The sequence below is a fragment of the Streptomyces sp. XM83C genome (genome assembly GCF_023072675.1).
GTDB lineage: Bacteria > Actinomycetota > Actinomycetes > Streptomycetales > Streptomycetaceae > Streptomyces > Streptomyces thermocoprophilus.
Map to the genome: position 1 here is coordinate 1 of NZ_JALLGL010000417.1, position 4,223 is coordinate 4,223.

At 71.2% G+C, this 4,223-nt stretch carries 3 protein-coding genes; 2 read left to right on the forward strand and 1 reads right to left on the reverse strand.

All coding sequences use genetic code 11. The features are described from left to right. Both MTQ10_RS28380 and MTQ10_RS28385 read left to right on the forward strand, forming a co-directional pair. Positions 1-716, forward strand: a 716-nt coding sequence (locus MTQ10_RS28380; RefSeq protein WP_247473197.1) for a PfkB family carbohydrate kinase, incomplete at its 5' end; no start/stop codon positions are given. 218 nt (positions 717-934) lie between these two features. After that, on the forward strand, positions 935-3,037 hold the full coding sequence (locus MTQ10_RS28385; protein WP_247473198.1) for a glycoside hydrolase family 31 protein: 2,103 nt from the start codon (positions 935-937) through the stop codon (positions 3,035-3,037). Positions 3,038-3,096: 59 nt separating this feature from the next. Here MTQ10_RS28385 and era read toward each other — a convergent pair whose 3' ends face one another. Then, positions 3,097-4,050 carry a GTPase Era gene (gene era, locus MTQ10_RS28390; protein WP_247473199.1) on the reverse strand — a complete coding sequence of 318 codons (954 nt, stop codon included), beginning with the start codon at positions 4,048-4,050 and terminating at the stop codon, positions 3,097-3,099. Positions 4,051-4,223: the final 173 nt, after the last annotated feature.

Below are 4,223 nucleotides of genomic sequence, written 5' to 3' on the forward strand. Positions count from 1 at the left end.
CACGGAAAGGGACCGGCCGGGACCGGACGACCCCCCCTCGGCAAAGGGCCCTCGCCCATCACCGAGGGGCCGCAGCAGCAGGCCCAGGTCGACCCCCTCGCCGCTTTGCGCGCGCCCAGGTCGCAGCCAAGGGCACGCGTGTCTTCGCCGACGTCGGCTGGGACGACACCGGCGCGTGGGACCTGGCCGGGCTGCCCGACCTGAAGCACTGCGAGGCCTTCCTGCCCAACGCCGCCGAGGCCATGCGGTACACCGGCGCGGACTGCCCCCGACAGGCGGCGCGGGCACTCACCGCGTACGTCCCGGTGGCGGTGGTGACACTCGGAGCGGACGGCGCGTACGCGGTGGACCGGCGGACGGGCGAGACCGCGGAGGTGCCCGCCATCGCCGTCGAGGCGCTCGACCCCACCGGGGCCGGGGACGTGTTCGTCGCCGGGTTCGTGGCGGGCTCCCTCGCGGGGTGGCCCCTCGCCGACCGGCTGGCGTTCGCCGGGCTGACGGCCGCGCTGTCCGTACAGGAGTTCGGCGGGTCCTTGTCGGCGCCGGGCTGGGCGGAGATCGCGGCGTGGTGGCGCCGGGTGCAATCGGTCCCGGGCCAGGACCGGGCGGCGCTACGGCGGTACGCGTTCCTGGCGGGCCTGCTGCCGGAGGCCGAGGTGGAGCCGTGGCCGCGGCGCAGGGCGGTGCCGACGATCGGGTTCGGCGGGTCGGCGTGAACGAGCCGTTCCACCGTCCGGTGTCCGAACAGTTCATCCGCGTGCCGGGAGTGCGCTGCCCGCTCCTCATATCCGGCTGAGAATCCCCCGAGTCCCGGCCCGACGTGCGCCGGGGCCCGGATCCGCCGTTGACAGATGATTTCTCCTGCTCGACCATCGGCGGAATCGAGCACGTTATTGCAAGCCCTCCCGACCTCCTCCGTCGAAGGACATGCGCCGTGCGCAGATCATCACTGAGATCCCGGGTGCTGCTGGCCGCCCTCTGTCTGGCCCTCGCCCTCCCCGTCGCCCTCACCCCGCCGCAGCGGGCCTCCGCGGAGCCCGACACCCCCCGTACCCCGCGCCTCACCACCTCATCGGAAGCGCTCACCCTGACCGTCCCCGCCGGACCCGGAACCCCGGGCTATCAGCTGCGCGTGACGACGGGTCAGCTCGCCCTCGTCACCATCCGCTCGGGCGCCACCGTCCTGGCCACCGCCCCCGCCGGAACCGGAGCCCTCCGCTTCCGCGCAGCCGGCGCCTGGCAGCACGCCACCCAGGTCACCGACTGGAACTGGCAGGACGGCACCCTGACCCTCAGCGCTGCCACGACCCTGCCCGGCGCCACCGTGAAGGCCCGTCTCACCCCGTCCGCCGACCGTTACCGACTGGATTGGCAGGTCGGCGGAGCCGTACCCGACCGCCTCGGGCTCGCCTATGACCTCCGGTCCGCCGGCCACTGGTACGGCCACGGCGAGACACAGACTCCGAACGGCGGACCTGCCACCGACCAGCCGTGGCCGCTCGACAGCGGCCAGGTCGCCCACCCCGCCTTCGGCCCGGCCTCGTACTACATGATCGACCCCTTCTGGTACACGTCGTCCGCCACCGGCGTGCACGTGGACACCGGCCACGTCATGGACGTGGCGATCAACCAGAACGAGGACGGACTTGTCCGCCTCGACATCGACTCCCCCGGGACCGACCCCTACCGGTCCACCGTCTTCGTCGAGTCGACCCCCCTCGCGGTCTACCGCGACTATGTGGGTCTCATGGGCCGGCCGGCCAAGTCCGACGCCGATTACCGCCAGTTCGCCGAGCCGGTGTGGAACTCCTGGGCGCAGTTCTACACCAAGGTCGACCAGGCCAGACTCCTCGACTACGCCCAGGACCTGCACGACAACGGACTCACCGGCCACACCCTCCAGCTCGACGACAAATGGGAGTCGAACTACGGGAACATGACCTTCGACGCGAAGGCCTACCCCGACCCGGCGGCCATGTCCCGCCGCATCCACGAACTCGGCTTCCGCTTCGGCCTCTGGGTCACCCTGTGGATCAACCTCGACTCCGACCAGTACCGGTACGCGGCCGACCACGGCTACCTGCTCGCCGACGCAGCGGACCCCACCCGCCCCTGCCAGGTCACCTGGTGGAACGGCACGGCGGGCATCGTCGACCTCGCCAACCCCCAGGCCCGCGCCTGGTACAAGGGCCGGCTCCGCACCCTCATGGACGCCTATGACGTCGACGGCCTGAAATTCGACACCCGCTTCTTCGACGAGCGCTGCGCCCCCTCGCCCGGACACCGGCCCGCCGACTACCAGACCCTGGGCGCACAGCTCGCCGACGAGTACGACCTCCAGGGGGTCGGCATCCGCGTCCACTGGAACGAGGCGGCCCACCAGGCGGGCTTCGTCACCCGACAGCTGGACAAGGGCACCGGCTGGAACTCCCTGCGCGCCTCGGTCACACAGAACCTCGCCATCTCCACCATCGGCTACCCCTTCGTCGCCACCGACATGATCGGCGGCTCCAGCGGCCAGCCGGCGCCGACGAAACAGGTCCTGGTGCGCTGGGCGCAGTCCGCGGCCCTGATGCCGCTGATGTACGCGTCCACGTCCCCCGTGGACACCGTCGACGTCACCACGGGGAAGAAGGTGGTGTACGACGAGGAGACGATCACCCTGTACCGCGCAGCCATCAGCCGGCACGCGCGGCTCGCTCCGTACATCTGGGACCAGGTGCAGCGGACGCTGGAGACCGGTGATCCGATCATGCGGCCGTTGTTCTTCGACTTCCCGGAGGACCCGCAGGCGTACACGATCGCCGACGAGTGGATGCTCGGTCCGGCGGTGCTGGCCGCGCCCCAGCTGGGGGACGCGGCCGTCCGTGACGTCCACCTGCCACCGGGCCGGTGGTACGACGTGGCCCGTCGTCAGGAGGTGTCCGGCGGGCGTACGGTCCGGTCGTACCCCACGCCGCTGGGCGTGAGCCCCGTGTTCGTGCGGATCGGGGCAGAGGGAGCGGAGGAGGTCCGCAAAGCGCTGGACGGGACGTGACCGGTCCCGGAAACCCGTGAGGGGGCTTCCAGATGAGGCCCCCTCACGGGGGCGGCCGGTCAGAAGCCGAGGCGGCGGAGCTGCTTGGGGTCCCTCTGCCAGTCCTTGGCGACCTTCACATGAAGGTCGAGAAACACCGGCGTCCCCAGAAGCGCCTCGATCTGCTTCCGCGACCTGATCCCGACCTCCTTCAGCCGCTTGCCCTTGGGCCCGATGATGATGCCCTTCTGGCTGGGTCGTTCGATGAAAAGGTTGGCGTGGATGTCCAGCAGCGGCTTGTCGGCCGGCCGGTCCTCCCGCGGCAGCATCTCCTCCACGACCACCGCGATGGAGTGCGGCAGCTCGTCCCGCACACCCTCCAGCGCCGCCTCGCGGATCAGCTCGGCCACCATCACCTGCTCGGGCTCGTCGGTCAGGTCGCCCTCGGGGTAGAGCGCCGGGCCCTCCGGCAGCAGTGGGATGAGCAGGTCGGCCAGCAGGTCCACCTGCTTGCCCGCGGTCGCCGACACCGGCACGATCTCCGCCCAGGTGATCCCCAGCTCCTTGCCGAGCTGGTCGACGGCGATGAGCTGCTCGGCGAGCGCCTTGGAGTCCACCAGGTCGGTCTTGGTGACGACGGCGACCTTCGGGGTCTTGCGGATGCCGGCCAGCTCCTTGGCGATGAACCGGTCCCCGGGGCCGATCTTCTGGTCGGCGGGCAGACAGAAACCGATCACGTCGACCTCGGCCCAGGTGGTGCGGACGACGTCGTTGAGCCGTTCGCCGAGCAGGGTGCGCGGCTTGTGCAGTCCGGGGGTGTCCACCAGGATCAGCTGGGCGTCGGGCCGGTGCACGATGCCGCGCACGGTGTGCCGGGTCGTCTGCGGACGGTTGGAGGTGATCGCCACCTTCTGCCCGACGAGAGCGTTCGTGAGGGTGGACTTGCCCGCGTTGGGGCGGCCGACGAAGCAGGCGAAGCCGGCTCGGTGGACCGTCTCGGCCGGCTGGTCGGATGACTGGGTGCGAACGCTCATGCCGTTCATTGTCCCTGATCCCGAACACCTCGCCGTACAGACCACCGCCACGGGGCCTTACGACGCGACCGCGCACGTCATACGATCACCGCGGCCCGGGCCGCGACACCGCACCCTCGCCGCCCCGCCCGGGCACCCCGGCCCGAGCAGCCCGCTGACCGGCGCCCGCTGCG

Excerpts from the sequence above, each read along its gene's own strand:
- era (WP_247473199.1), bottom strand. The coding sequence starts at position 4,050 with ATGAGCGTTCGCACCCAGTCATCCGACCAGCCGGCCGAGACGGTCCAC.